This window comes from Halomonas sp. SL18_1 (assembly GCF_055755715.1).
Map to the genome: position 1 here is coordinate 2,237,222 of NZ_JBVTRK010000001.1, position 25,137 is coordinate 2,262,358.

At 66.3% G+C, this 25,137-nt stretch carries 23 protein-coding genes and 4 pseudogenes; 11 read left to right on the forward strand and 16 right to left on the reverse strand.

The window, feature by feature from the left end; all coding sequences use genetic code 11:
* Nucleotides 1–46: 46 nt before the first annotated feature.
* From ACSJDS_RS11355 to queC, 4 genes and pseudogenes are all read right to left on the reverse strand, one after another.
* The gene (locus tag ACSJDS_RS11355; protein WP_473033366.1) at nucleotides 47–301 is read right to left on the reverse strand and encodes a YkgJ family cysteine cluster protein; all 255 of its coding nucleotides are present in this window, start codon (nucleotides 299–301) and stop codon (nucleotides 47–49) included.
* Nucleotides 298–1,143, reverse strand: coding sequence for a 6-carboxytetrahydropterin synthase (locus ACSJDS_RS11360; protein WP_473033367.1), 846 nt, complete (start codon nucleotides 1,141–1,143; stop codon nucleotides 298–300). Before ACSJDS_RS11360 ends, ACSJDS_RS11355 begins: the two co-directional genes overlap by 4 nt.
* Nucleotides 1,143–1,787, reverse strand: a complete 645-nt coding sequence (gene queE / locus ACSJDS_RS11365) for a 7-carboxy-7-deazaguanine synthase (protein WP_473033368.1) — start codon at nucleotides 1,785–1,787, stop codon at nucleotides 1,143–1,145. The genes ACSJDS_RS11360 and queE overlap by 1 nt, the downstream gene beginning before the upstream one ends.
* Nucleotides 1,787–2,514: pseudogene (queC, locus tag ACSJDS_RS11370) on the reverse strand (7-cyano-7-deazaguanine synthase QueC). Before queC ends, queE begins: the two are co-directional and overlap by 1 nt.
* A gap of 546 nt (nucleotides 2,515–3,060) precedes the next feature.
* Here queC and trhP point away from each other — a divergent pair.
* Nucleotides 3,061–4,481 (forward strand): annotated as a pseudogene (gene trhP / locus ACSJDS_RS11375) (prephenate-dependent tRNA uridine(34) hydroxylase TrhP).
* A 373-nt stretch (nucleotides 4,482–4,854) separates the two neighbouring features.
* Here the strand turns inward: trhP and ACSJDS_RS11380 are convergent.
* Nucleotides 4,855–5,295 carry an REP-associated tyrosine transposase gene (locus ACSJDS_RS11380; RefSeq protein WP_473033369.1) on the reverse strand — a complete coding sequence of 147 codons (441 nt, stop codon included), beginning with the start codon at nucleotides 5,293–5,295 and terminating at the stop codon, nucleotides 4,855–4,857.
* A 694-nt stretch (nucleotides 5,296–5,989) separates the two neighbouring features.
* Between ACSJDS_RS11380 and ACSJDS_RS11385 the strand changes: the two genes are divergently transcribed.
* The gene (locus tag ACSJDS_RS11385) at nucleotides 5,990–7,192 is read left to right on the forward strand and encodes an IS110 family RNA-guided transposase (protein ID WP_473032606.1); all 1,203 of its coding nucleotides are present in this window, start codon (nucleotides 5,990–5,992) and stop codon (nucleotides 7,190–7,192) included.
* A 432-nt stretch (nucleotides 7,193–7,624) separates the two neighbouring features.
* Here ACSJDS_RS11385 and ACSJDS_RS11390 read toward each other — a convergent pair whose 3' ends face one another.
* The 10 genes and pseudogenes from ACSJDS_RS11390 to pilB form a co-directional block, all read right to left on the reverse strand.
* On the reverse strand, nucleotides 7,625–8,398 hold the full coding sequence (locus ACSJDS_RS11390) for a universal stress protein (RefSeq protein WP_473033370.1): 774 nt from the start codon (nucleotides 8,396–8,398) through the stop codon (nucleotides 7,625–7,627).
* Entirely contained in the window at nucleotides 8,388–10,808 is a 2,421-nt protein-coding gene (locus ACSJDS_RS11395; protein ID WP_473033371.1) for a Lon protease family protein, read from the reverse strand. Before ACSJDS_RS11395 ends, ACSJDS_RS11390 begins: the two co-directional genes overlap by 11 nt.
* Before the next feature lie 108 nt (nucleotides 10,809–10,916).
* Nucleotides 10,917–11,812, reverse strand: a pseudogene (locus ACSJDS_RS11400) (DNA replication terminus site-binding protein).
* Nucleotides 11,809–12,033 carry a DNA gyrase inhibitor YacG gene (gene yacG / locus ACSJDS_RS11405; RefSeq protein WP_473033372.1) on the reverse strand — a complete coding sequence of 75 codons (225 nt, stop codon included), beginning with the start codon at nucleotides 12,031–12,033 and terminating at the stop codon, nucleotides 11,809–11,811. Before yacG ends, ACSJDS_RS11400 begins: the two are co-directional and overlap by 4 nt.
* Nucleotides 12,034–12,047: 14 nt before the next feature.
* Nucleotides 12,048–12,332 carry a type II toxin-antitoxin system RelE family toxin gene (locus tag ACSJDS_RS11410; protein ID WP_473033373.1) on the reverse strand — a complete coding sequence of 95 codons (285 nt, stop codon included), beginning with the start codon at nucleotides 12,330–12,332 and terminating at the stop codon, nucleotides 12,048–12,050.
* On the reverse strand, nucleotides 12,322–12,570 hold the full coding sequence (locus ACSJDS_RS11415; protein ID WP_473033374.1) for a type II toxin-antitoxin system Phd/YefM family antitoxin: 249 nt from the start codon (nucleotides 12,568–12,570) through the stop codon (nucleotides 12,322–12,324). The genes ACSJDS_RS11410 and ACSJDS_RS11415 overlap by 11 nt, the downstream gene beginning before the upstream one ends.
* Nucleotides 12,571–12,624: 54 nt before the next feature.
* Nucleotides 12,625–13,251, reverse strand: a complete 627-nt coding sequence (gene coaE / locus ACSJDS_RS11420) for a dephospho-CoA kinase (protein ID WP_473033375.1) — start codon at nucleotides 13,249–13,251, stop codon at nucleotides 12,625–12,627.
* Between the two features lie 22 nt (nucleotides 13,252–13,273).
* Entirely contained in the window at nucleotides 13,274–14,131 is an 858-nt protein-coding gene (locus ACSJDS_RS11425; protein ID WP_473033376.1) for a prepilin peptidase, read from the reverse strand.
* Between the two features lie 79 nt (nucleotides 14,132–14,210).
* Complete coding sequence (locus tag ACSJDS_RS11430; protein ID WP_473033377.1) at nucleotides 14,211–15,443, reverse strand: type II secretion system F family protein; 1,233 nt, start codon at nucleotides 15,441–15,443, stop codon at nucleotides 14,211–14,213.
* 61 nt (nucleotides 15,444–15,504) lie between these two features.
* Nucleotides 15,505–17,298 (reverse strand): type IV-A pilus assembly ATPase PilB, encoded by a 1,794-nt coding sequence (gene pilB, locus ACSJDS_RS11435; RefSeq protein WP_473033378.1) that lies wholly within the window; start codon nucleotides 17,296–17,298, stop codon nucleotides 15,505–15,507.
* Nucleotides 17,299–17,644: 346 nt separating this feature from the next.
* Here pilB and ACSJDS_RS11440 point away from each other — a divergent pair, with 346 nt between their 5' ends.
* Nucleotides 17,645–18,010, forward strand: a complete 366-nt coding sequence (locus ACSJDS_RS11440; RefSeq protein ID WP_473033379.1) for a pilin — start codon at nucleotides 17,645–17,647, stop codon at nucleotides 18,008–18,010.
* Between the two features lie 731 nt (nucleotides 18,011–18,741).
* Here ACSJDS_RS11440 and ACSJDS_RS11445 read toward each other — a convergent pair.
* A complete protein-coding gene (locus ACSJDS_RS11445) occupies nucleotides 18,742–19,770 on the reverse strand; it encodes an IS110 family RNA-guided transposase (RefSeq protein WP_473033380.1) in 1,029 nt (342 codons plus the stop codon).
* Nucleotides 19,771–20,575: 805 nt separating this feature from the next.
* On the opposite strand from ACSJDS_RS11445, the gene ACSJDS_RS11450 reads away from it, so the two are divergent.
* From ACSJDS_RS11450 to ACSJDS_RS11485, 8 genes and pseudogenes are all read left to right on the forward strand, one after another.
* Nucleotides 20,576–20,830 (forward strand): type II toxin-antitoxin system Phd/YefM family antitoxin, encoded by a 255-nt coding sequence (locus ACSJDS_RS11450; RefSeq protein WP_473033381.1) that lies wholly within the window; start codon nucleotides 20,576–20,578, stop codon nucleotides 20,828–20,830.
* On the forward strand, nucleotides 20,827–21,081 hold the full coding sequence (locus ACSJDS_RS11455; RefSeq protein ID WP_473033382.1) for a Txe/YoeB family addiction module toxin: 255 nt from the start codon (nucleotides 20,827–20,829) through the stop codon (nucleotides 21,079–21,081). Before ACSJDS_RS11450 ends, ACSJDS_RS11455 begins: the two co-directional genes overlap by 4 nt.
* A 14-nt stretch (nucleotides 21,082–21,095) precedes the next feature.
* Complete coding sequence (locus ACSJDS_RS11460) at nucleotides 21,096–21,332, forward strand: DUF4160 domain-containing protein (RefSeq protein ID WP_473033383.1); 237 nt, start codon at nucleotides 21,096–21,098, stop codon at nucleotides 21,330–21,332.
* Between the two features lie 16 nt (nucleotides 21,333–21,348).
* Nucleotides 21,349–21,578: pseudogene (locus ACSJDS_RS11465) on the forward strand (DUF2442 domain-containing protein).
* A 200-nt stretch (nucleotides 21,579–21,778) separates the two neighbouring features.
* Entirely contained in the window at nucleotides 21,779–22,351 is a 573-nt protein-coding gene (locus ACSJDS_RS11470; RefSeq protein ID WP_473033384.1) for an anti-virulence regulator CigR family protein, read from the forward strand.
* Nucleotides 22,352–22,707: 356 nt separating this feature from the next.
* Entirely contained in the window at nucleotides 22,708–23,169 is a 462-nt protein-coding gene (locus tag ACSJDS_RS11475) for a PAS domain-containing protein (protein WP_473033385.1), read from the forward strand.
* Nucleotides 23,170–23,198: 29 nt separating this feature from the next.
* Nucleotides 23,199–24,320: a methyl-accepting chemotaxis protein gene (locus ACSJDS_RS11480; RefSeq protein WP_473033386.1), complete on the forward strand. Its 1,122-nt coding sequence runs from the start codon at nucleotides 23,199–23,201 to the stop codon at nucleotides 24,318–24,320.
* A gap of 420 nt (nucleotides 24,321–24,740) precedes the next feature.
* Nucleotides 24,741–25,121, forward strand: a complete 381-nt coding sequence (locus ACSJDS_RS11485) for a histone-like nucleoid-structuring protein, MvaT/MvaU family (protein ID WP_473033387.1) — start codon at nucleotides 24,741–24,743, stop codon at nucleotides 25,119–25,121.
* Nucleotides 25,122–25,137 lie beyond the last annotated feature (16 nt).

Sequence of the window (25,137 nt, forward strand, 5' to 3'; positions counted from 1 at the left end):
CGAGGCTGAGTGGGGTGGCCCGGTGCGGCGGCGAGGCCGCCTCAGATCAGGTGGCGAGCTCCAGGGCGGCGATGCGCGAGAGCGCCTGGTCGCGGTGCTCGCCGCACAGCGCGCGCTCGAAGGTGAAGGCCGCGCATACCGCCGGGCGGCGCGGGTCGCCGAACAGCCGGCAGAGGTTGGCGTCGTCCAGCTGCACGCAGCGCTCGCCGGCCGGCTTGCCCTGGGGCATGCCGGGAATCGGCGAGCTGATCGAAGGGGCGATGCAGCAGGCGCCGCAGCCCGGCCGGCAGCCCTCGCTCACGGCGTCGCTTCCGCGATGGCGCCCTTGTCGACCCCCTCGAAGGCCTGTACCCGGGTGGCATGCCCGGTTTCGGCGGCGATCCCCTCGGCTAGCCAGCGGGCGATATGCTCCACGGTGGTGGGGGTTGGCAGCGTATGGCAGCGGCTGGCCGGCAGGCGCAGGAAGAAGCGGCCCTGGGCGGAACGGTAGCGGGTAGTGAGCCGGGGCGGGAAGCTCGGCTCCGTTTCCGCCACGATATCCGCGGCATCCACCAGGTAGGTATCCGCCAGGCGCTCGGCCCAGTCGGCCTCCAGCTCGGGCATGCGCACTCCGCCCTGCCAGATATGCAGCCGCGATCGGTGGCCGTGGGCGATCCGCTGACAGTTGCCGACATGGCGGCGCAGCCCGTGGCTGTAGGTGTAGGCGGCGCCGTCGATCGCCTCGTCGCGCAGCGTCAGGCGAATGGCCTCGACCCGCTCGGGAGGCTGGCGGCTCAGGGTCTCGCCGAGGTGCCCAGCCAGGCGCTGCGGGGTGATCGCCTCCCAGGGCAGCAGGGTGAAGGCCTGGCGCGGGGCGCGGATCTCCATGGCGTAGGGCTGGGTAGTGCGCACGCAGAGCCCTTCGGCGCAGTCGCTGACGGTGAGCCCCGGCGCTCGGATGGGAATCAGGAGGGTATGATCGGCGCCGGCGTCCAGGCGCGACTTGATCCAGGGCTTCACCTCGCCGAAATCGAACAGCATGCCGTCCTCGCCCAGCTCGCCGTCGAGCTCGGCGTCGACCAGCCAGCTGGCGCCGATCAGCCCGCGGCGGGGGCACCACAGCGAGACATCCAGCTGGGTCAGGCGATTGACGAATAGCGTCATCAGTCGATCCCCGCGATCTTGTGGGTCTGCAGCGACAGTCGCCACTGGGGGTGAGCCAGGCAGTAGGCCACGGTCTCGGCCATGCGGGCGCCGGGCTCGCCCAGCGGGCCGGTGTCCATGGGCTGCAGGAAGAAGTGGGCGAAGTCGAGCCCGGCGAAGCGCGCCGGCGGCGCTTCGGCCTGGGGATAGACCAGCTTGAGTTCGTCGCCGGCGGTGATGGTAAGCTCGCTGGCGCCCTTGGGGCTGACGCATAGCCAATCAATGCCGGGGGGCGCGGGCAGGGTGCCGTTGGTCTCCACGGCCACCTCGAAGCCCCGGGCGTGCATGGCGCGGATTAGCGTCTCGTCGAGCTGCAGCAGCGGCTCGCCGCCGGTGAACACCACATAGGGGGTGGCCACGCCGTCTTGGTCGGGCCACAGCGCCGTGAGGTGGTCGGCCAGCGCCTCGGCGGTGGCGAAGCGCCCGCCGTTCTGGCCATCGGTGCCGACGAAGTCGGTATCGCAGAAGGTGCAGGCCGCCAAGGCGCGATCCTGCTCGCGGCCCGACCAGAGGTTGCAGCCGGTGAAGCGGCAGAACACGCTGGCGCGCCCCGCCTGGCCGCCTTCCCCCTGAAGCGTATAGAAGGCCTCCTTGACGTGATACATCAGTGCTCTCCCGTGGCGGCGTCGGCATCGGCGTCTGGCCGCCGGGCATAGCCGATGGGGTCGACGGCGTCGTTGGCGGCAAAGGCCGCCAGTCGCTCCCGGCAGCTGCCGCAGCGACCGCAGGCCAGGGCCTCGCCCAGGTAGCAGGTCCAGGTGTCGGCGTAGTCCAGGCCCATGGCCAGGCCGTCGGCGAGGATCTCGGCCTTGCTCGACCGCAGGTAGGGGCGTGGAGCTCGACGGACTCAAAGTTGGCGATGCCGGCCACGGCATTCATCGCCTCGACGAACTCGGGGCGGCAGTCCGGGTAGAGCACATGGTCGCCACCGTGGGCGCCATAGTCGACCCGGTCGGCGCCGATGTTCACCGCCTTGGCGATGGCCAGTGACAGCAGGATCATATTGCGGTTGGGCACCACCGTGGCAGTGAGATTGTCCTCGGCGTAGTCGCCGTCGGGCATCTCGCGGCTGGCGTCGGTCAGCGCCGAGTTGTCGATAAGCCCGTGGATGGCGCGAATGTCCACCACCTGGTGGGGCACGCCCAGCTCGCGACAGACCCGGGCGGCCACCTCGAGTTCGCGGGCGTGGCGCTGGCCGTAGTCGAAGGAGAGGGCGTGGACCTCGCGGCCCTCGCGCAGGGCGCGGTGCAGCACGGTGAAGGAGTCCATGCCGCCGGAGTAGATCACCACGGTGGCGCGGCCGGCCGCCGGGTCGGGAGTTGTTACTGTCATGGGGTAGCTCGTGTCGGAGAATTTGGAAAGGCCGGGGTCCGGTCCGGCAGGGGCCATATTCTACTTGACCGGAAAGACAAGTGCACGGCTGGTCAAGGGCTCGCTATAGCCGCTGGGAGCCCTTCGGGCTCCATTCGCCGGGCAGAGCCCAGCTCCCACAAAGGTCGGGGTGGCGCCATCTTCCATTGTGGGAGGCCGATTCATCGGGCGAACCGTCGCGTAGCGGCGGCAATAAAGGGGTGCCTGCGGCACCTTCCATAGCAGCCATTGGCGCTCGGCGCTGCTATACTAGTCCCCTTCATTTTTGGTTCATCGCAGACTGGCGTGAACTGGCTTTGTGGGAGGGAGCTTTCAGCTCGCGAAGTAGCGCGCAGCGCTACCCATGGGGCGCCTACGGCGCCTTCGTCGAAGCGTCGCCGCCGTCAGAGTCGAGACGTCGAACCGCGGCCTCCCACCAATAAACCTGCCAGACATGTTCACGCTAAAGTGCGAAGAACCTCATTTTCAGCGCCCCTGGCGCCATCGTCCTGACAACGGTGACCTCCTATGCAAGCTCCCGAACTGCTCTCCCCGGCGGGGACGTTCAAGAACATGCGCTACGCCTTCGCCTACGGTGCCGACGCCGTCTATGCCGGCCAGCCCCGCTACTCGCTGCGCGTGCGCAACAACGACTTCAAGATCGCCAACCTGCACAAGGGCATCGCCTACGCCCACGAGCGGGGCAAGCAGTTCTACGTGGCCTCGAATATCGCGCCGCACAACAGCAAGCTCAAGACCTACCTGCGGGACATGGAACCGGTGATCGAAGCCGGCCCCGACGCCCTGATCATGTCCGATCCGGGGCTGATCATGATGATCCGTGAGCGCTGGCCCGATCAGGAGATCCATCTCTCGGTGCAGTCCAACGTGGTCAACTGGGCGGCGGCGAAATTCTGGCAGCGCCAGGGCATCAGCCGCATCATCCTGTCCCGGGAGCTGTCGCTGGAGGAGATCGCCGAGATCCGCGCCGAGTGCCCCGACCTCGAGATCGAGACCTTCGTCCACGGCGCGCTGTGCATCGCCTACTCCGGGCGCTGCCTGCTCTCCGGCTACTTCAATCACCGCGACCCCAACCAGGGCACCTGCACCAACGCCTGTCGCTGGCAGTACAACACCGTGGCCGCCGCCCACGACGAGACCGGCGACCTGGTGCCGGCCAACTCGGCGGCGGCCCATTCGGGCAGCGGCGTCTGGACGCCGGGGAAGGGCAGCCTGGCGGCCTGATCGCTTCCGGGGGCGGCAGCACCACCCACAGCACCGCCACCGCGGGAGGCCGGGAGGGCCAGGATGAGCTCTCGGCGCTGATCGAGGACGCCACTCGCCCCGGCGAGCTGATGCCGATCTTCGAGGACGAGCACGGCACCTACATCATGAACTCCAAGGACCTGCGCGCCGTGCAGCACGTCCCGCGGCTCACCGAGATGGGTGTGACCTCGCTGAAGATCGAGGGGCGCACCAAGTCCCACTACTACGTGGCCCGCACCGCTCAGGTCTACCGCCGCGCCATCGACGACGCCGTGGCGGGTCGCCCCTTCGACATGCGCCTGATGGACGAGCTCGACAACCTGGCCAACCGCGGCTACACGGAGGGCTTCTACCGGCGTCACGTCCACGACGAGTATCAGAACTACGAGCGCGGCAACTCGGTGGGGGTGCATCAGCAGTTCGTCGGCGAGGTGATCGGCTACCACCCCGACCGCGGCGTGCTGGAAGTGGACGTCAAGAACCGCTTCGAGGTGGGCGACGGCATGGAGCTGATGCTACCCGGCGGCAACCGTCGCTTCGTGCTCGAACACCTCGAGAACAAGCGCGGCGAATCGGTGAGCGCCGCCCCCGGTTCGGGCCATGTGGTGCGCCTGCCGGTGCCCGGCGAAGCCATCGCGCCGGAGCGCATCGAGTACGCGCTGCTGATGCGGGATCTGGCGTAGGCGGCAACGGCAGCGGTTATCGGCCACGTCGGCAACACCGCCGGGAGGCCTGCGGCCTCCAGTTGCGATCTGAAGATGCTCCTACATCAGGGAGTTACGCTTGTTGGAGCGCCGCTCTGCGTCGCGACTGGCGCCGATAGGCGCCCTGGCGGAGGCGTCGGCGTTGGGCTTATCGCCAGCGTTGGGGCTATCGCCAGCGTTGGCAACCCCGCCGGGAGGCTGCGCCTCCAGTCGCGATGCAAAGCAGCGCTCCTACAGTGCGGTAGCCGCCAACCTTGTAGGAGCGACCGATTCGGCGCCCCGAGTTTCCGTCGCGACTGGCGCCGATAGGCGCCCAGGCGGAGGCCGACCATGTCCGCCAACGCAAGACCACTCATCGATCGAGCCATATCGCATCCCAATAGGGATAATCTCCAATATTGTCCACCAGCCGTGCCCTTAACGGATTGGCGACGATATAGCGGGCCACGGCCCGAACATCCTCGTCGGAGCGCAGGGCGCGGTCGTAATACCCGGCATTCCATACCCGCAGCCCGACCGACATCGACACATGGGACTTATATAGCCGGACCGCATGCGCCAGATTGCCGTTCAACTGCAGTAGCCAATGGACGTGATCGGGCATGACGACAAAAGATAGTGTCTCGCATTGAGTTGCCAGGGTGGAAATTGAAAATGTACGGCACGCTTTGCAGGCGGTGTGAAAATCTTCAAAGAATGGGTAGCGACGCCGTGTCACGAGCGTAATGTGGTAATAGTGGCCGGGAATGGAGCGACGGCCTGTTCTGAGTGCGCGCACACCTGGCGTTATCATTCTGAAGGCTCATGTTGGGTGCCTTGATTCAGAATATTTCGTATGGCTAATGTGTCCGTAGGTGATAAACGGTTCTGGTTGTAGGCCTTGGCCAGCGCTGTATGTAATTGTCTTGGTGTACCGCTTTAGGAGCGCCCTGGAGGAGGCGTCGGCGTTGGTGTTATCGCCTGCCTCGGCAACCCCGCCGGGAGGCTGCGCCTCCAGTCGCCGAAGCGTCGGACCGGATCTGAAGATGTTCCTACATTAGAGAGTTTCGGCTGTAGGAGCGCCCGGTTCGGCGTCCCGACTCTGCGTCGCGACTGGCGCCGATAGGCGCCCAGGCGGAGGCGGTGGTGTTGGGGTTGTCGCCTGCCTCGGCAACGCCGCCGGGAGGCCTGCGGCCTCCAGTCGCCGAAGCGTCGGACCGGATCTGAAGATGTTCCTACATTAGAAAGTTTCGTCTGTAGGAGCGCCGGTTTCCGTCGCGACTGGCGCCGATAGGCGCCTTGACAGAAGCGGCGGCGCTTGAGGTCTCCGCCGGCGTTAGCAACCCCGCCGGGAGGCCTGCGGCCTCCAGTCGCGATCTAAAGATGCTCCTACAACGCGGCGTTTGCTGGCCTTGTAGACATGATGGATTGACCTGCCCCTCCTCAACGTCGTGGGTTACGTTGAGGTTGAGGCAACAACACAGAGCCACTATTGAGGGAGGCAGGTCATGAAACAGTCTAACGCAACTCAGCGAGCCGTTGTCGACCGCACCGTCACCGAGCAGGTCAACGCCGCCAGCAACGTTCACGCCGCCTATATCGGGCTGGATGTCCACAAGGCGAGCATTGCGGTGTCCGTCGCCGAGGCGGGGCGGCATACCCCTGAGTTTCGTGGCGAGATTCCCAATGAGCCCAAGGCGATCGACAAGCTGGTTCGCCAGCTGAGCGAGCGCTTCGCTGGGCAGCCTCTGCTGTTCAGTTACGAGGCTGGCCCCTGCGGCTACGGGGTCTATCACCAGATCCAGGCCAGCGGGCATGACTGCGAGGTGGTGGCCCCGACCCTGATCCCGCGCCGCGCCGGCGATCGCGTCAAGACTGACCGCCGCGATGCGCAGATGCTGGCGCGCCTGTCGCGGTCCGGGGAGCTCACGCCCGTCTGGGTGCCTACGCCGGAGCAGGAGGCGATACGCGACCTGACGCGGGCCCGCGAGGACATGAAGGCCGTCGAGCTCAAGGTGCGACAGCGACTGAACGCCTTCCTGCTGCGTCACGGCAAGGTCTATCCCGGCAAGAGCAAGTGGCTTCCTGCCCACTTCCGCTGGCTGGAAACGGTGCGCTTCGACACCTCGGTTCAGCAGATTGTGCTCCAGGAGTACATCGAGGCGGTGCGCGATGCCCGGCGCCGCGTGGCCGGCCTGGAGAGGCAGATGGAGACAGCGCTGCCGAGTTGGTCACTGGCCCCGGTGGTCGAGGCCATCCAGGCGATGCGCGGTGTCAGCCTGATCACGGCGATGACGGTGCTGGCCGAGCTCGGTGACATCAGCCGCTTCGACTCGCCTCGTCAGCTGATGGCCTACTTGGGCTTGGTGCCCAGCGAGCACTCGAGCGGTGGCAGCCGACGCCAGGGCGGCATCACCAAGACCGGCAACGGGCATGTACGACGCGTGCTGGTGGAGGCCGCCTGGAGCTACCGGTTCCCGGCCCGCAAGACGCGCATCATCGAGCAGCGGGCCGAGAGGACCTCGCCGACGGTGCAGGCGATTGCCTGGGAGGCGCAGAAGCGGCTCTGTGGGCGCTACCGCCGGCTGGCGGCCACGGGCAAGGTCAAGCAACAGGTGGTGACGGCCGTGGCCCGGGAGCTGGCCGGCTTCCTGTGGGCGATTGCCTGCGAGGCCATGGGCAAACCCCACGCCAGTCGAGCCACGGCATGAGCTTCCCGTCCCAGTGCCTTCGGGTCAGGGAGCGTCGGGCCGGTGGGAGAACCCCTGACGCTCCTATGAGGCCCCCGCCCTCCGGGGCAGGGTGACCCTCGCTTGTAGACCAGGGCAGCTCCGCGACGAAGTGATGACAGGTCGGTACCCAACCCACGAATACCAGAGAGATCCACCGTCGCTGATCAGCCCCTCGCTTCCTGATCCGAAGGCATTGAGGATGATCACAAACGACAGAGACAACCGAACCCTTGACAGGTCAATCCATACCAGGAGCGCCGGTCCCCGTCGCGACTGGCGCCGACAGGCGCCCTGGCGGAGTCGGCGGCGTTGGGGTTGTCGCCTGCCTCGCCAACCCCGCCGGGAGGCCTGCGGCCTCCAGTCGCGATGCAAAGCAGCGTTCCTACAGGGCGGCATCCGCCAACCTTGCTGCTAGGCCACAACCACCACCGGCAGGGGGATACGGGCGAGCAGTTCCGGGTCTTCTTCCAGCAGCCGGGTGAGTTCGGGGCGGTGCAGCAGCAGGCCGCCGGCGTCGGCGCGGTAGAGTTGGCGCTCGAGCGCCCGGGCGTGGCGCAGCGACAGGGGTGCCAGGCCGTCGAACAGCGCCGCTAGCCAGTCGGGCAGGTCTTCGGCGGACAGCGGCGCCTGGCCGCCTTCGATCAGCCGCAGCGGCCCGCGCCGATAGGGGTGGCGCTCGTCCCACACCAGCACCGTGCAGGGGGCCTCCAGGATCAGCCGACGGCTGGTGGAGCCCAGCCGTGCCCCCCAGCGCTCGGTGACGCCCGCCTTGCCCAGCACCAGCACATCGCCGGGGCCGGCCTTGGCCAGGGCCTCGCTGACCACCTGGCCGCGGCTCACCTCCAGGCGGTGACGCAGCTCGCGTCCCGCCACGGCCTGTTCCAGCGCCTGGTGGATGCGCGCCAGCTGGCGGGCGATGGCGGCCTCCAGGCTGCCTACCGAGAGCGGCCGCTCAAGCCCCGACTGGGCGCCGATCTCCCGCGAGAAGGGGTAGGCCGCACAGGTCAGCAGATCGATGTCCTCGATGTAGAGCGCGACCAGCTCGGCGTGGCGGCGGCTGGCCAGCTCCACCGCCGCGGCCAGCGCCGCCAGGCTGTGCCGGGAGGCATCCAGCAGCGCCAGCACGCGGGCGGCCTCGGGGGGCGATGGCTCGACACCGTCGGGACCATGGGGCTCAGGAATCATGGTCGCGTCGCTCCTCGTTATCCTCTGACGCGGCCCCGCCAGTGGCGCGTTGCTCGGCGCCCTCCCGCTTCGTTGCCCGGTGGAACGCCGTTAGGCGCTCCACCACCCGGGCATTGAGGCTGCCGTCGGGATAGCGGCCGCGCTCGTCGGCCTCGCCGGCCGGGATGTCGCTGAGCAGGGCCAGCGCCTGGTCCAGGGTCTCGATGGCATAGAGGTGGAAGGTACCGGCGGCGATGGCCTCGCGCACCTCGCGCCTGAGCATCAGCTGCTCGACGTTGCTGGCCGGCAGCAGCACCCCCTGGCCGTTGAGCGCCCCGCGCGCCTGGCAGATATCGAAGAACCCCTCGATCTTCTCGTTGACCCCGCCCACGGCCTGGACGCGGCCGTGCTGGTCGATGGAGCCGGTCACCGCCAGGCCCTGCTCCAGCGGCACCCGGGCGATGGCCGAGATCAGCGCACAGGCCTCGGCCACCGAGGCGCTATCGCCCTCGATGCCGCCGTAGGACTGCTCGAAGGCGAGGCTGGCGGAGAGCGACAGCGGAGTGTCCGGCGCATAGCGGCTGGCCAGGCAGCGCGACAGGATCATTACCGCCTTGGCGTGAATGCGCCCACCGAGCTTCGATTCGCGCTCGATATCCACCACCTGGCCGGCGCCGGGGCGCGCGGTGGCGGTGATCCGGGTGGGCTGGCCAAAGCGGAAGTCGCCCAGGCTCAGCACCGCCAGGCCGTTCACCTGGCCGACCTGCCGGCCCTCGGTGGCGATGGCCAGGGTGCCGCGGGCGATCTGCTCCTGGCTGTGCTCGCGCAGGCGGCTGGCGCGCCAGCGCTGCTGGTCCACCGCCTTCTCGACATGGCTCCGCTCGATCACCGCCTCCTCAGCGGCCCCGGCCCAGTGGTCGGCCTCCTCCAGCAGGTCGCTGAGCGCACGATGGCGAGCGGTCAGCTTCTGCTGGTCGTCGGCCAGGCGGCTGGCCTGCTCGATCATCGCCGCCACGCCGCTGCGGGCCAGCGGACGCAGCGCCGACTCCCGGGCCAGGGTGGCCACCATGCGTGCGAACAGCGGCTGGTTTTCGTCGCTACGCGGCAGCTCGTCCTCCAGGTCGGCCTGGACCTTGAACAGCTCCAGAAAGTCGGGATCGTGCTCGCACAGCAGGTAGTAGAGCAGCCGCTCGCCGAGCAGCACCACCTTGAGGTCCAGGGGCACCGGCTGGGGTTCCAGGCTGGTGGTGCTGATCAGCCCGTAGGCCTGCTCCAGCGACTCGGTGCGAATCTCGCCGGCCCGCAGCACCCGCTTCAGGGTCTCCCAGGCGCCGGGCTGCAGCAGCAGGCTGCGCACGTCGACCACCAGGTAGCCGCCGTTGGCTCGGTGCAGGCCGCCGGCCCGGATCAGCGAGAAGTCGGTGAGCAGGGTGCCGTTGTGAACGTGGTGCTCGATGCGCCCCACCAGGTGCTGGTGGCTGGGCAGGTCGAGATAGATCACCGGCGCCCCCTCGCAGGCGGTGTTGTCGACGATCAGGTTGAGCTGACAGCGGCTGAAGACCGCCTCCGGCGGGATATCCGGCTCGTCATCGATAAAGGCATCCACGTGCTGCAGGATCGCCTCGCGAATCGCGCTCAGGTGCGCCAGTACGCCCTCGTGCTCGGCATAGCGCTCCTCCAGTTCCGCCAGGGGCGCGCCTATCGCTGACTGCAGCATCTCCTCGTTGAGGGCATTGACCTGCTCGCGTAGCTGTTTCGCCAGACGCGGCATCTGGCGAATGGCCCGGGTCAGCTTCTTCTGCAGCACCGCGACGGTGCCCTCGATGCGTTCGCGGTCATCGTCGGGGAGCTGTTCGTACTCCTCCGGTGCCATCATCTTGTCGTCCTGGCCGGCCGGCGCGAAGGTGAAGCCGTTGGGGGTGGAGAGCAGCAGGATGTCATGCTCGCGGGCCTCGCGGCGCACCGCCTCGATGGCATCGCGCTGGCGCTCGGTCATGGCCTGCTTGAGCTCGTGCAGGCGGTTTTGGTACTCGTCGCCCTCGAAGACCGCGGGAATCGCCGTGCCGAGCTCCTCCACCAGCTGCTCCAGGTCGGCGCGCAGCACTCGGCCGGTGCCGGTGGGCAGCATCAGGCACAGCGGCTGGGCCGGCTCGTCGAAGTTGTAGCGGAAGGCGAGGTCCGGCGGGGTGGCTTCGTTCTGGGAGCGCTGGCTGAGAAAGCGCCCGACCAGCTCGTGCATGCCGTGACCCGGATGGCCCAGCACGAAGAGGTTGAAGCCTTCGCTGCGCATGGCGGTGCCGAAATCCAGCGCGTCCCGGGCGCGAGGCTGGCCGCTGAGCAGATCCAGCGAGTCGAGCTCGCTGCTCACCTCGAAATCCAGGGCGTGCTCCGGGCACTCCCGATAAACCTGTGTCACGTCAAGGGGTTTCAAGCGTTCGTCTCCTCTCCCTGTGGGGCGCCCAGCGCTCCTTGGAGTATGGCGGAGTTGGGCCGGCCCTGCATGACAGGGATCAAGGGAGAGCCTGGCGGAGGCGCTTGGTCAGCCGCTGCGGTAGCGGTAGATACGCAGGCTGGGCAGGAAGGGGGTGTCTTCCAGGCGCTCGTCGCTGCGCCGGGCGCGGGTGCGCTGGGCGGGGGCTCGGCGGGAGGCTGGTTGCGGTCGGGCAGCCGCCCGCGCGGGGCAGGCAGGAACAGCGGCAGCGCCACGTTCATGGCGCGGCGGGTGCGGCCGTCTTCCAGGGGCTCGCAGTAGAAGAGGTTGGCACGCATCAACGGCGCCTGGGCCTGGACCTGGGCCAGGGGCTCGCCGTCGGGGATGCCGGCCAGCCGGCGCAGCTGGATACGCACGTGGGGGGCGTCGCTGTCCAGCGCCAGCAGCTTGCGTTCGGCCTCGCGCACGCTGAGCCGCTTGATCGAGCGACCGCTGCTGTACCAGGCCAGGCGCACCCGGGCCACCGGCGCCTCGGCCACCGGGATCGCCCGCCAGCACTGCTTGAGATGCAGCCGCGCCAGGCCGCTGCCGCGCAGGTGGGTGTGTAGCTCGGGGTGGCGGAAGGGCAGCACCGCCTTGGCCTCGGCGATCAGCGGCGGATGCTGCTCGCGAATGCGTGCCAGCTGGGCGGCGAAGTCGGCCTTGGCGGCGTTCACCTCGGCGACTCGCGCCAGCAGCGTCTCGTCGGCGGCCACCAGGCCCACGTGGCTGGAGGTGGCGCGGCCGTCCTGGCCGTCCTGGTACCAGAAGTCGAGCAGCGCCCGGCGCAGCCAGGCGGCGTCGACGGTGGGCGCCCCGAAGGCCCAGGCCTCGCCGGGGGCGCGATCAAAGGCGGCCAGCAGCGCCTCGCTGCGTTCGATCAGCGCATCGAACGCCGCCTCCAGCTCGGCCAGCAGGCGGTAGGAGGCCGGGGGCGGGGCTTGTCGCTCCCGGGAGAGGCTCACTGGCCGGCGTCCCGCTCGGCGCGGGCGACCCACTCGTCGATGCTGGTCTCGTCCATGGCGGGCTCGCCGGCGATGCGGTGGGATTCGTCGGCCCAGGCGCCCAGGTCGAGCAGCTTGCAGCGCTCGCTGCAGAAGGGGCGGTGGGGGTTGTCCTCGCGCCAGGCCACCTTCTTCTGGCATTGCGGGCAGGCGACGGTCAGGGGACGTTGGGTGTGGCTCATAGGGATCCTTCAGGTCAGTGTCGTTTCCCGGCTTTCAAGTAAACGTCATTTCGCTCTCGTTTGCCGATGGCAATCACGACGACAACCAGTTCATTGTTTCTTACCTCATAGACGAGGCGGTAGCCAGCACTGCGAAGCTTGATCTTGTATCTGTCGCGGCTGCCATGCAGGCGGGCCGCCGGAACCGCAGGTGAGTCCAGAATGGCTGTCAACTTCTTCTTGAACTGAGCGCGAACGCTTCCGTCCAGCTTTCGCCACTCCTTCAACGCCTCCTTGCGGAAGCGTAACTCATAGATCATCCAGTCTTACCGCAATTTCAGGCTGCTGGCTGCGCTCATCGGCTATCCGGTTAAGCTCAGCATCCTCGAGCTTCTCGAGCAGCTCTTCATAGGCAGCGGCCGGAATACAGTAGAAGGCGGGTTCATTTCGGTTGAGCACGGCTACCGGGAAGCCTTCACCTGCCGCCACGGTAGCCATCGGGTTTTTCTTGAGTTCGGAGATGCTGGCAGTGGTGTTGGCCAGGATGGTATGGGGCATGTGAATCACTCCTGATACGTCAGCTGACAGCACTATAGACCTTTTAAAAGTCTTTTAACAGGTCTCGGGGCGATGGCGCGCCAGCTCTCGATAGCGTCGATCCAGCTCGGCGACCCGCCGACGCATGGCTTCTTCGCTGCCGCCGTTGTCGATCACCTCGTCGGCCCGGGCCAGGCGCTCGGCGCGGGGCAGCTGGGCGGCGACGATGGCCCTGGCCTGGGCCTCGTCCACGTCGTCGCGCGCGGCGGTGCGGGCGATCTGCACCCGCTCCGGCACGTCGATCACCAGGCAGCGGTCCACCATGCTGGCCTGGCCCGACTCGAACAGCAGCGGCGAGACCAGCAGCACGTAGGGGGCGCCGCCGGCCTGCAGCCGCGCCAGGTGCTCGCCCAGCCGCTCGCGGATGCGCGGGTGGGTGACCGACTCCAGCCAGCGCCGCTCCGCCGGGTCGCCGAAGACGATCTCCCGCAGCGCCCGGCGGTTCAGGGTGCCGTCGGCCTGGAGCACCGCCTGCCCCGTTCGGGCATAGCGCGCGGCGATCTCGGCCAGCGCCGGCTCGCCGGGCTCGACCACCTCTCGGGCCACGTCGTCGGCGTCCACCCAGGGGATGCCGTGCTCCTCGAAGGCGCGGGCCACGGTGGACTTCCCCGAGGCGATGCCGCCGGTGACGCCGACGATCATGGCGACCTCCTATGCCCGCCGCTCATAGCAGCAGCCCGGTATAGGCGGCCATCAGCGGCTCGCCCGCCAGCAGGGCGATCCAGCCGGCCATGGCGAGGAAGGGGCCGAAGGGCATGGGGGCGCCGCGCAGCCGGGGAATCGCCAGCTGGGCGGCGATGCCCACCAGGGCGCCCACCCCGGCGGAGAGAATCAGCACCATGGGCAGATACTGCCAGCCCAGCCAGGCGCCCAGGGCGGCGAGCAGCTTGAAGTCGCCGTAGCCCATGCCCTCCTTGCCGGTCACCAGCTTGAACAGCCAGTAGAAGCTCCACAGGGCGAGATAGCCGGCCATGGCGCCGATTACCGCGCTTGGCAGCATCAGCGGCTGGAACAGCAGCTGATAGGCCAGCCCCGCCCAGAGCAGCGGCAGGGTGATCAGGTCCGGCAGCAGCTGGGTGCGCAGGTCGATCACCGCCAGCGCCAGCAGCGCCAGGCAGGCGCCGTAGACGAACAGCGCCGGCCAGCTGGAGCCGTAGAGCGCCAGCACCGCCAGCGCCAGGACGCCGCCGGCCAGCTCCACCAGCGGGTACTGGGGGCTGATCGGTGCCTCGCAGTGGGCGCAGCGCCCGCGGCGCTTGAACCAGCCCACCAGCGGCAGGTTGTCGTGCCAGGCGATAGGCGTCTCGCAGCGGGGGCAGATCGAGGGGGGCACCAGCAGGTTGAAGCGCGCCGGGCTCTCCTCGGGCAGCTCCAGCGCCTCGCGGGCCTCGGCCCGCCAGCCCAGCATCAGCATCACCGGCAGGCGGGTGATCACCACGTTGAGAAAACTGCCCAGGCAGAGGCCCAGGAAAGCGACCAGCGGCCATAGCAGGGTGGGGGGAGGTCCAGCAAAGGGGTGCATCCTTAATTAAGCTCGAGGTTCGAGGTTCGAGGTTCGAGGTTCGAGGTTCGAGGGGGCTTGCCCCTCGCCCCTGGGTCTTCTAGAGCACCGTGCCCAGTTCGAAGATGGGCAGATACATGGAGATCACCAGGCCGCCCACCAGCACGCCCAGCACCACAATGATAAAGGGTTCGAGCAGCGAGGTCAGGGCGTCGACCTTGTTGTCGACCTCCTCCTCGTAGTAGTCGGCCACCCGGTTGAGCATGGCGTCCAGAGAGCCGGACTCCTCGCCGATGCCCACCATCTGCACCGCCAGCGGCGGAAAGCGCTCGGCCAGGCGCATGGCGAAATGGAGCTGCTGGCCGGTGGCCACGTCCTCGCGCACCCGGCGGGTGGCGCGCTCGTAGACCTTATTGCCGGCGGCCCCGGCGGCGATGTCCAGCGAATCCACCATCGGCACCCCGGCCCCGTAGGTGGTGGCCAGGGTGCGCGAGTAGCGGGCCACCGCCGACTTGTCGAGGATATCGCCGATCACCGGGATCTTCAGCGCGAAGCGGTGCATGCGGTAGGCGAAGCTCTCCGAGCGCTTCATGCCCTGGCGCAGCAGATAGATAAAGGCGACCAACATGCCCAGCCCCCACAGCCAGTACTGCTGGGCGAACTCGGAGAGTGCGATGGTCATCTGGGTCATGGCCGGCAGCTCCGCGCCGAAGCCCTGGAAAAGGCTCTCGAACTGCGGCACCACCTTGATCAGCAGCAGCGCGGTGACCCCGAAGCCCACCGCGATCACCGCCGCCGGGTACCACAGCGCCTTCTTGACCCGCCCCTTGATCGACTCGATCTTCTCCTTGTAGGTGGCGATGCGGTCGAGCATGCGATCCAGCGACCCGGAGCTCTCGCCGGCCTCAACCAGGTTGCAGAACAGCGAGTCGAAGTGCTCGGGGTGCTGGCGCAGCGCCTGGGAGAAGCTTGAGCCCGCCGCCACGGCGTTCATCATCTGCTGCACCACCGCGCTCATGGCCGGCTTGCGGATGCTCTCGGCCACCACCTGGAAGGCCTGCAGCACCGGCACCCCGGCGCGGATCATGGTGGCCATCTGGCGGGCGAAGAGCATCACGTCGCGGGGCTTGATCTTGCCCATGCCGCCGCTCAGCCCGCTCTTGCGGCGCACGTTCTTGATGATGATGTTCTGGCCGGAGAGCTCCTTCTCCACCTCGCGCTTGTCCGGGGCGACGATCTCGCCGGTCACCAGGCGCCCGCCGGGCCCCTTGCCGGACCAGCGCCAGCGGTAGAGCTTCATCTTCTGCGGAGGTCTTGCGGTCTTGGTCGCCATTACGGGGGCCCTGCCAGTCAGCGTGTCGAATGATACTGATCGGTTATTATGATAATTAACATCAATCCTTGGTGACTCGGTTGACCTCAGTCAAGCTGGTGACGCCCTGCATCACCTTCAGCAGGCCGCTGCGACGCAGGTCGGGGTGGCCCTCCTTCCGGGCCTGACGGTCGAAGTCCATGGAGTTGCCGTTGCGCATGATCAGCTGGCTCATGGCCTCGGAGACCGGTACCACCTCGTAGATGCCCACCCGGCCCTTGTAGCCGTGGGTGCAGTGCATGCAGCCCACCGGCTCGAAGACGGTGGCCTCTTCCACCTCCTGCTCGGTGAAGCCCTCCTGCAGCAGGGCCTCCCGGGGAATCTCCGCCGGCTGCCGGCAGTGCTTGCAGAGCCGGCGGGCCAGGCGCTGGGCGATGATCAGGCTCACGGAGCTGGCGATATTGAACGGCGGCACGCCCATGTTGGCCAGGCGGGTGAGGGTCTCGGCGGCGGAGTTGGTGTGTACCGTGGAGAGCACCAGGTGGCCGGTCTGGGCGGCCTTGACGGCGATCTCGGCGGTCTCCAGGTCGCGGATCTCGCCCACCATCACCACGTCCGGGTCCTGGCGCAGGAAGGCGCGCAGGGCGCTGGCGAAGTCCAGGCCGATGCGCGGCAGCACGTTGACCTGGTTGACCCCCGGCACCTTGATCTCCACCGGGTCCTCGGCGGTGCAGATATTGCGCTCCACCAGGTTGAGGATATTGAGCCCGGTGTAGAGGGTTACCGTCTTGCCGCTGCCGGTGGGGCCGGTGACCAGGATCATGCCCTGGGGGTGAGCCAGCACCGCCTCGTACATGGCGCGCTGATCGGGCGTGAAGCCCAGCGCATCGATGCCGATCTTCGCCGAGGCGGGGTCGAGAATCCGCAGCACGATCTTCTCGCCGTAGACGGTGGGCAGCGAGTTGACGCGAAAGTCGATGGAGCGCGAGCGGGAGACCTTGAGCTTGATGGCGCCGTCCTGGGGCAGGCGGCGCTCGGAGATGTCCAGCCGCGACATCACCTTCAGGCGCGCGGCGATGCGGGTGCGCATGGCGAAGGGCGGGCGGGCCGCCTCCACCAGCATGCCGTCGATGCGCATGCGCACCCGGTAGCTGGTCTCGTAGGGCTCGAAGTGGATGTCCGAGGCGCCGCGGCGGATGGCGTCGAGCAGCACCTTGTTGACGAACTTGACGATGGGGGCGTCGTCGGCGGTGCTCTGGGCGACGTCGGTAGTGCCCTCTTCGGTGATGTCCTGGCCGTCGTCGTACTCCAGGGCGCCCACGGCGGCGTCGACCCCGTCCAGCTCGTCCATCAGGCTCGCCTCTCCCTGGGCCAGGTAGGCCTCCAGCACTGGGGCGAGCTGGTCCACCGGCGCCAGCACCGCCTCGATGCTGAGCCCGGTGGCGAACTGCAGCTCGTCGAGCTGGGCCAGGGTAGAGGGGTAGGGCACCGCCACCGTCAGCCGGTGGGTATGGCGGGCCAGTGGGATCACGCCCAGCTTGCGCAGCAGCTTCTCCGGGAAGTCGCTGGACGGCGGCAGGCTGGCCAGGCGCACGGCGTCCAGGTCGATGATCGGCAGGCCGTACTCCCAGGCGGCGGCCAGGGTGGCCTGGCGGGCGGTGACCAGCCCGGCCTGGATGACGTGCTGCAGCAGGGTGACCTCGGTCTCGCGCGCCTCCAGCTCGGCGCGCTCCGCGGCGGGGCGCGACAAAAGGTCGTACTCCACCAGGCGCTTGGCCAGGCCGCGCAGGCCGGTCGCCGCCTGCTGGCGGGCGGTGGTCGCGTCGGCGGGGTTCTGCTCGGCCAGCGCGCCGGGGGGCGTTCGGTAGTCGTTCATGGCGCCTCGCAACGGGGCCCGCGCACGCCGCCGGGCGGGGCAGGGCCTGTGGATTCGAATACCGGCCATTCTAGCCGTTTGCCGTGGTGCAGCACAGCGGGCTTCTCACGCTGGGTTCACCTTGAGTATGGTATGCTTGGTACGATATAACGACGTGAGGCATCAGTGGGAAGGCTGTTGTGCTTGCACGGTGTCGATCTGTTAATTAACGTTAAACACAGGGCATGGGCGAAGGCCGCCCGGGCTGGGGAAGCGGCAGCCAACCCGCCACGGCTTTCAACAAAACGTCCGAGGCATCGACCGGAAGGGCCCGGCGAACGCATCGGATCAGGGTGAGGGGAACCGAATGAACGAGATGAATAAGCAAGTGCAGGGGCGTAATCGAGCGCAGGGCGGTTTTACGCTGATTGAGCTGCTGATTGTAATTGCTATTATTGGAATCTTGGCGACGATTGCGATACCCCAGTACCAAGGCTACACTGAGCGCGCCGCTCGTGCTGCTTGCGAGTCTGAGGCTAGTGCCTTTATTACTGAATCTCGACTGCGGCAATCAGGAGAAGATGGTATTCTAGACGATCCTGATTCGGATTCAGGAAGTGCTTGTACTGGTGGTATAGACATCAATAGCGATGGCACTGTTACGGGAACTATCGCTTCGGGTGATACCGGCGCGGGTTCTGTAACTCTGCCAGGCGGAGACTGGACCTCTTAAATTTATTATCGGTGGGTAGTGCCTACGAGGTATATACCCCCATTTCCCGCCTAGCATGATCCAGCGGCCGGCAGCGATGCCGGCCGCTGGCGTTGGTGTGCCAGGTATGGCGCGCAGGCAGCGTGGCAGCCGCCAACGTTGTAGGAGCGCCCGGTTCGGCGCCCCGAGTCCCGTCGGGACTTGCGCCGATAGGCGCCCCGGCGGAGGCGGCGGCGTTGGCATTGATCGCCAGCGTAGGTAACCCCGCCAGGAGGCTGCGCCTCCAGTCGCCGAGGCGTCGGACCGGATCTAAAAATGCTCCTACATTAGAAAGTTTCGGCTGTAGGAGCGCCGGTTCCCGTCGCGACTGGCGCCGAAGGCGCCCCAGCGGAGGCCGCTGCGTTGTGGCCAATCGCCAGCGTAGGCAACACCGCCGGGAGGCCTGCGGCCTCCAGTCGCCGAAGCGTCGGACCGGACCTGAAGCTGCTTATATGGACCCGTCCCGTTGTGCAAGCCCGACACGTATCGGCGGGGGTGAGACTGCACGCTTATATCCGGCCTGTCAGTGGCACTTCGTCGGTACCTGGCCATGATGGGATGCGCGCTCTCCGATCTGATCTCCTACTCGGCCTCACGAGTGGCCATACAGCTTCACAGAGTGGCGGAGAGCCGGTCTGACCTGTCCTGCCATCTACGTACGTACCTGCGCAACCTCCGGGGGAATCTAAGTTATTTCATGCCATCTTCGTGCTTCACGGCATGGCTGTGTAGCGCGTGTCACGCGCCATCACCGCCCAGCAGATTCTGCCGAGCTTGTTCGCCAGGGCGACAGTGGCCTTGGCAGCGCCGCGTCGCGCGGCCAAGGAGCATGCCCAACGTGCCAACCGATCCGGCTGTTGCTGGCGCTGCAAGGCACGCAAGGCCGCTCGGGCACCATGCACGAGCTGTCGACGCACCTCGCCGTTGCCCCGTCTGGAGATGCCCATCAATCGCTCCTTGCCGCCACTCGAGTGCTGGCGGGGCACCAAGCCAATCGAGGCGCTGAAGGCGCGGCCATTGGCAAACCGTTTCGGATCGCCGATATGGCTGACCAGCAAGGTGGCATTGACCGGCCCGATGCCGGGCACGCTCATCAAGCGCTGACAAACCGGCGTCGTCTTGGCCAGCCGTGCCAGGCGCTGATCATAGGCACGGATGCGGGCATCCAGCGCCAGCCACTGGTCCAGGACATCATCCAGTACCACGAAGAGGTCGTCGCCCAGCTGGGCTCGATGCTCGGCGAGCACGCGCCTGACCTCCCCCTGGCGAAACACCGAGTGCCCCTTGGCCACGATGATCCCCATTTCGGCGAGCAAGCCATGCAGCTCATTACCCAGCGCCGTCCGGCTGGTGATGGCCCGTGAGCGCACGCGATGCATCGCCTGCAGCGCTTGCTGTTCCAGTGTCTTGGGCGCCACCCGTGGCGTGGCATCCCGGGCCGCTGCCTCGGCAATCGCGCGGGCATCCCGGGCGTCGCTCTTGTGCCCGAGGACGAAGGGCTTCACGTACTGGGGCGGAATCAACTGGACCTCATGCCCCAGCGCCTGGATCTCCCTGGCCCAGTAATGGGCCCCACCGCAGGCCTCCATGGCGACAACGCAGCGAGGCAGTTGGGCTAGCGTGGTGGGAAATGCCGAGCGTGACACCGTTTTGCTGAACACCTGCCGCCCTTTGGAATCGACGGCGTGAAGTTGAAAGACATGCTTGGCGAGATCGATCCCGACGATGCTAATGTGATTCATGGATGGACCCTCTCTTCGAGATGCCGTGTGGTGCCCCGTGCACCCAAGATGGCGTTGCAAACTCATCTTGGCACAGGGAGGGACGGGTCCATCCCATTTCCTACATTAGAAAGTTTCGGCTGTAGGAGCGCCGGTTCCCGTCGCGACTGGCGCCGAAGGCGCCCCAGCGGAGGCCGCTGCGTTGGGGCCAATCGCCAGCGTAGGCAACCCCGCCGGGAGGCTGCGCCTCCTGTCGCCGAAGCGTCGGACCGGATCTAAAGACGCTCCTACATTAGAAAGTTTCGGCTGTAGGAGCGCCCGGTTCGGCGCCCCGAGTTCCCGTCGCGACTGGCGCCGATAGGCGCCTTGGCGGAGGCGGCCGCGTTGGGGCCAATCGCCAGCGTAGGCAACACCGCCGGGAGGCTGCGCCTCCAGTCGCGATCTAAAGATGCTCCTACATTAGAAAGTTCCGGCTGTAGGAGCGCTGCTCTGCATCGCGACTGGCGCCGATAGACGCCCCGGCGGAGGCCTCTGCGTTGGGGTTGTCGCTTGCCTTGGCAACCCCGCCGGGAGGCTGCGCCTCCAGTCGCGATCTAAAGATGCTCCTACATTAGAAAGTTCCGGCTGTAGGAGCGCTGCTCTGCATCGCGACTGGCGCCGAAGGTGCCCTGGCGGAGGCCACTGCGTTGGGGTTTTCTCCAGCCCCGGCAACACCGCCGGGAGGCTGCGCCTCCAGTCGCCGATGCGTCGGACCGGAACTGGCCCCTTGGTGCTGACAGGTAGGTACAAAATGCGTACAATGAGTGATGGGCCCGAGGAGGAAAGCATGGATACCGTGACCTACAGCCATTTTCGCAGTCACCTGGCCAAGGTGCTGGACCGGGTCAACGATGACCACGTGCCGGTACTGATCACGCGCCAGAACGGCAAGCCCGCTATCGTGATGTCGGTAGAAGACTTCAAGTCCTACGAAGAGACCGCTTACCTGATGGCGAGCCCGCACAACGCCCAGCGATTGAACGAGGCCATCGCCGAGGTGGAGCGGGGCGATAACACTGAGCATGGCCTTATCGATCCATGATGCTGACCTGGGCCAGCCAGGCCTGGCAGGATTACCTTTACTGGCAGTCTCGCGACAAGAAGTCCCTCAAACGCATCAACGTGCTGATCAAGGACATCCAGCGGCAGCCGTTTGACGGCCTGGGCGATCCCGAACCATTGCGGCACCAGTGGTCGGGGTACTGGTCGCGACGAATCGATCGGGAGCATCGGCTCGTCTACAAGGTGACCGACAGTGCCATCGTGATCGTTCAGTGTCGATACCACTATTGATCCGGGGAGCAGCGATGCCAACTGTTCTGCGTCGAGATGGCTACCGGTTCTACTTCTACAGCCACGAACCCGACGAGCCGCCACATGTGCATGTCGACCATGGCGGGGCAACGGCTAAGGTGTGGCTGCATGATGCAGTGATTGCGCGTAACATTGGGTTCTCCGCCAAAGAGCTCGGTCGGATACAGCGCATGGTTCGTGAACATGAGGAACAATTGCGGGAGGCGTGGCATGCATTCTTTGGTATCTGATAATGACCTGCGAGTGATGAGCGTGCAGATCGATGATGATCGGCTCACTGTCGAGCTGATGGATGGCCGAGCGATCTCCGTGCCGCTGGCCTGGTACCCGCGGCTCTGTTCGGCGTCCCCGCGCAGCGTGATAATTGGGAGCTCGCTGGCGGTGGCTATGGCATCCACTGGCCCGATCTTGATGAAGACTTGAGTACCGAAGGCCTTCTCAAGGGCGCCAGGGCACCTCACCCTACTGCCGATTAATCTGGGACAATCGCCAGTGCTGGCAACCCCGCCGGGAGGCTGCGCCTCTAGCGCCGAAGCGTCGGACCGGACCTCCTGGCAGGGCATCTCCGCCAACCTTGGGCCTGGCCTGAGCTGCTTCGGCACCGTATCGGTTGCACCTTCCCTGCGCATTCCCGGTCTAGTCTGTGGGTGACAGTCAACCATCGGGAGTCGATGCCATGTTCAAGCGAATCACCGTGCCGCTGTTGGCGGCGAGTGCGCTCAGCCTCTCCCTGGCGCTGATCGCGGCGCCTGCTCAGGCCCAGCCCGGGGAGGCGCGCGGCCAGGGGCAGGGCGTCGGCCAGGCCCAGGGGCATCCCGGCCAGGGGCGGGGCCTCGAGCGTCGCGCCGACGAGCCCCGCTACCGTGAGGGGAGCCGCTACGAGCGCCGCGAGCGGGAGCAGGGCGCCTACCGGGAGAGCCGCCGTGGCGAGCGCCGGGACTGGGAGGGCCGCCGCGACGAGTTTCGCAGCGGGCCGCGTTTCGATGAGCGCGAGATTCGCCGCATCTTCCGCGATCGCCGCGACTGGGTAGAAATCGACCGCCGCGACCGCCTGCCGCCCGGCATTCGCAAGAACCTCGAGCGCGGCAATCCGCTGCCGCCGGGCATCGCCAAACGCTTCGACGAACGCCTCTATCGCGAACTGCCCCGTTATGACGGCTACGAATGGCGCCGGGTGGGTGCCGACGTGGTGCTGGTGGAAATGGCCAACGATATCGTCTATGCCGTACTGCGCGATCTGCTCGAGTGATGTCCTAATCGGTTAGCGCGTGAAATGACTCGTTCGTTCTAATCCGCTGGCGGCAAGTTTAACTTGACTTTATTGTTGTCGGCGTTGGTTCTCTGAATTCTTTTGCCGGTACCCTCTCTCTTTTTGGAGTTCGGTGGCAGCCACCTGGGAGGGTGCCGCCCCGCAGCGTGAATCTGCGAGATGCAATAGAGGTAAATCACCTGCCTCTTTAGTGTCGTGTTTCGACGTGAATTATTTGTCATGACATGCCCTAAAGTTCCTGTGCTGCAAGTCGAAATAGGGCACCACAGAGTTGACGGCAAGGGGCGGCGAGCCCCAGCACAATGAGGTGCGACAATTCAGGCAAAGGGGCAGGCATGCGCAACAATCTTCCCGTGACCCAGGTCGAATATCCGCTGGCGGATGACGATCTGTTGATTTCCCGTACCGACCTCAAGGGACGAATCACCTACGCTAACCCGGCTTTTGTCCGAGTTAGCGGCTTTCCGCTGGACGAGCTGCTGGGGGCCGACCATAACCTGGTGCGACATCCTGATATGCCACCGGCGGCTTTTGCCGATTTCTGGTCGACCATCCAGAATGGCGAAATTTGGTCCGGGCTGGTCAAGAATCGACGCAAGAACGGCGATCATTACTGGGTGCGTGCCAATGTCGTGGCGCTCAAAGAACAGGGGCAGGTAGTGGGCTACGCTTCGCTGCGGGTCAAGCCAACCGCCGACGAGGTTAGCCATGCCGATAGCGTCTACCGTACCTGGAATGAAGGTGGGGGAGGGGATATGGGCTGCGGCGGGGCCAGATTCGCCGTCGGCATCCCTTGAGCCGGCTCGCTAGGTGGCAGTGGCGCTCGGTGACGCTGCAGACCCGCCTGCTGACCCTGGTGGCCAGTGGCACCATCGGGGGTCTGCTGTTTCATCAGTGGCGGCTTACCGGTGAGCTGCTGCCCCTCGGCGCCGGGCTGGCGGGGCTGGCGCTGGTGCTCGGCCTGGGGCTGGGCGTCTGGTCGCGCATCCCGCGGGCCATCGAGGGCCTGCGCGGCTTCGTGCTCCAGGTGGCGGCGGGTAACCTGACCGTCGAGCCTCCCGCCCACGGCCGTGACGATATTGGCCGGCTGGTGCAGGCTCTCGGGACCATGAAGAAGGGGCTGCGGGGTATCGTTCTCGACGTCAATGATGGCACTCGGCGCGTGAGTCCCTCGGTGGCTGGCATTCGCCGAAACAGCGCCGCAATCACCCGGGAGAGCGATGAACTGGCCACATCTGTTCAGCAGACGGCAGCCAGCACCGAGCAGCTCACCGCGACCGTCACCCAGAATGCCGACAATGCGCAGCAGGCCAGCCGGTTAGCACTCTCCAATGTTCAGGAGGTGCAGGGCGCGGGTGAGGCCATGACGCGGGTCGTCCAGCGTATGGGGTCTATCGCTGCCAGCGCCAGTGACATGAAGGAAGTCGTCTCCCTGATCGACTCCATCGCCTTCCAGACCAATATGCTGGCACTCAATGCCTCGGTGGAGGCAGCGCGTGCCGGTGAGCGTGGCAAAGGCTTCGCTGTCGTGGCAAGCGAGGTGCGGGCCTTGGCCAACCGCTCCTCCGAGGCGGCAATGGATATCCACCGTTTGATTGAAAGCACGCGGGTTGAGATCGAGGCGGGGTCTGGGGCGGTTGAAGAGACGGAGGCTGCCATTGGGCGGGTGGTCGAGGCGAGTCGTCGTTTCAACGACATGATGGAAGCGATCAGCGCTGCTTCGACGGAGCAGAGCAGCGGTATCGCCCAGATTGCCGGCGCCGTGAGTCACATGGAGCAAGGCGTTCAGCATACGACGAGCCAGCTGCAGGCAACTGACACCGCCACCCAAGCCTTAGAAGCGGAGACGCATCAGCTGATTGTTGCAACGCGTGCCTTTCGCACTGTCAGCGATGGCCGCGAGCTGCGCCCAGAGCTGCCCAGTAGACTGGCTGAAGGGGCTGCGTAAGCATGCGAGGATGGAGCGGGCCTGACCATTCTATGAAACAGCGGCGGTGTCAGTATCGCTCAGGGTCGAACCGCTACGTCCTTCGATGACGCGAAGTTGGATGGGGCTTTTCACCAAGGGCGCGATGTGTCAATACTCTCGCTTTCCGGCATTGTCGGAGATGGAGCGCAAGGCGGCGAAAAGTGCCGCTGAATAAGGCGTTCAAGCTTGCTGAGTTGCGGCTCACCTTGGCCCGTGTCAAGACGTTTAGTCAGTCATATTGCGGGTAAGCCGCTCCGGAAGCTGGAGCTTGCACAATCCTGGCGCTATATTTTTATGGCGAAAGGGTAAAAAATCGACCAAGGTATTGTCATGGCTGCCAAGTTGCGGTATCAATGTTGCCGCATCTTGTTCACTCTCCCTTGTTAAGGAAACGATTTCATGTCACTTCTCAGCGAGTTCATCCAGAAAGAGCAGCAGCTCAAGCAGCTCCAGGCCGAAATGGACAAGCTCCAGAACGACGAGCGCCTGAAAGCCGAGCTGGAGTTCAAGGACAAACTCGAGGCGCTGATGCGCGAGTTCAACAAGAGCGCCGCCGATGTGATCAACCTGCTTGACCCCCAGGGCGCGGCCAAGCCTGCCGCCCCCAAGTCGGCGGCAAGCGGCAGCGGACGTCGCAAGCGTAAACTGAAGATCTACAAGAACCCCAATACCGGCGAAGTCGTGGAAACCCGCGGCGGTAACCAGAAGACCCTGAAAGCCTGGAAAGACGAGTACGGCTCCGAGCTGGTGGAAACCTGGCTGGTGCGCGTCGAAGAGTGATGCCGAAAACGTGGTA

Coding starts and splice junctions, on each gene's coding strand:
- ACSJDS_RS11360 (WP_473033367.1), bottom strand. CDS start 1,143: ATGACGCTATTCGTCAATCGCCTGACCCAGCTGGATGTCTCGCTGTGG.
- queE (WP_473033368.1), bottom strand. CDS start 1,787: ATGTATCACGTCAAGGAGGCCTTCTATACGCTTCAGGGGGAAGGCGGC.
- ACSJDS_RS11380 (WP_473033369.1), bottom strand. CDS start 5,295: ATGATAACGCCAGGTGTGCGCGCACTCAGAACAGGCCGTCGCTCCATT.
- ACSJDS_RS11385 (WP_473032606.1), top strand. CDS start 5,990: ATGAAACAGTCTAACGCAACTCAGCGAGCCGTTGTCGACCGCACCGTC.
- ACSJDS_RS11390 (WP_473033370.1), bottom strand. CDS start 8,398: ATGATTCCTGAGCCCCATGGTCCCGACGGTGTCGAGCCATCGCCCCCC.
- yacG (WP_473033372.1), bottom strand. CDS start 12,033: ATGAGCCACACCCAACGTCCCCTGACCGTCGCCTGCCCGCAATGCCAG.
- ACSJDS_RS11410 (WP_473033373.1), bottom strand. CDS start 12,332: ATGATCTATGAGTTACGCTTCCGCAAGGAGGCGTTGAAGGAGTGGCGA.
- ACSJDS_RS11415 (WP_473033374.1), bottom strand. CDS start 12,570: ATGCCCCATACCATCCTGGCCAACACCACTGCCAGCATCTCCGAACTC.
- coaE (WP_473033375.1), bottom strand. CDS start 13,251: ATGATCGTCGGCGTCACCGGCGGCATCGCCTCGGGGAAGTCCACCGTG.
- ACSJDS_RS11425 (WP_473033376.1), bottom strand. CDS start 14,131: ATGCACCCCTTTGCTGGACCTCCCCCCACCCTGCTATGGCCGCTGGTC.
- ACSJDS_RS11430 (WP_473033377.1), bottom strand. CDS start 15,443: ATGGCGACCAAGACCGCAAGACCTCCGCAGAAGATGAAGCTCTACCGC.
- pilB (WP_473033378.1), bottom strand. CDS start 17,298: ATGAACGACTACCGAACGCCCCCCGGCGCGCTGGCCGAGCAGAACCCC.
- ACSJDS_RS11440 (WP_473033379.1), top strand. CDS start 17,645: ATGAACGAGATGAATAAGCAAGTGCAGGGGCGTAATCGAGCGCAGGGC.
- ACSJDS_RS11445 (WP_473033380.1), bottom strand. CDS start 19,770: ATGAATCACATTAGCATCGTCGGGATCGATCTCGCCAAGCATGTCTTT.
- ACSJDS_RS11450 (WP_473033381.1), top strand. CDS start 20,576: ATGGATACCGTGACCTACAGCCATTTTCGCAGTCACCTGGCCAAGGTG.
- ACSJDS_RS11455 (WP_473033382.1), top strand. CDS start 20,827: ATGATGCTGACCTGGGCCAGCCAGGCCTGGCAGGATTACCTTTACTGG.
- ACSJDS_RS11460 (WP_473033383.1), top strand. CDS start 21,096: ATGCCAACTGTTCTGCGTCGAGATGGCTACCGGTTCTACTTCTACAGC.
- ACSJDS_RS11470 (WP_473033384.1), top strand. CDS start 21,779: ATGTTCAAGCGAATCACCGTGCCGCTGTTGGCGGCGAGTGCGCTCAGC.
- ACSJDS_RS11475 (WP_473033385.1), top strand. CDS start 22,708: ATGCGCAACAATCTTCCCGTGACCCAGGTCGAATATCCGCTGGCGGAT.
- ACSJDS_RS11485 (WP_473033387.1), top strand. CDS start 24,741: ATGTCACTTCTCAGCGAGTTCATCCAGAAAGAGCAGCAGCTCAAGCAG.